General features: G+C 65.5%; 1 pseudogene. It reads right to left on the reverse strand.

The features are described 5' to 3' along the window. Positions 1 to 191: pseudogene (locus SB772_RS46000) on the reverse strand (LuxR family transcriptional regulator); the annotation flags it as partial. Positions 192 to 232 lie beyond the last annotated feature (41 nt).

The following is a 232-nucleotide window of genomic DNA, read 5'->3' on the forward strand; positions in this document are numbered from 1 at the left end:
GTCGGCATCGCGCCATCGACGCGCGGACGTTCGATGTGCGCGACGTCGAGCGGCACCACATCGTTCAGCAGTTGCGCGAGACGCGGCACGAAGTGCGGCGTGCCGACCGTCTCGATCAATTCGCCGAGCGCCTTGAACGACACGTTGAAGCGATCGGTGTCGCGGTGGGAGGAGTTCACGTCGGGCAGCATGCGGTTCGCCGATGAAAAGCGGGCGCGATTCTAGCGCCGGA

The organism is Paraburkholderia sp. SIMBA_030 (assembly GCF_046535245.1).
In the GTDB taxonomy this organism is placed as follows: domain Bacteria; phylum Pseudomonadota; class Gammaproteobacteria; order Burkholderiales; family Burkholderiaceae; genus Paraburkholderia.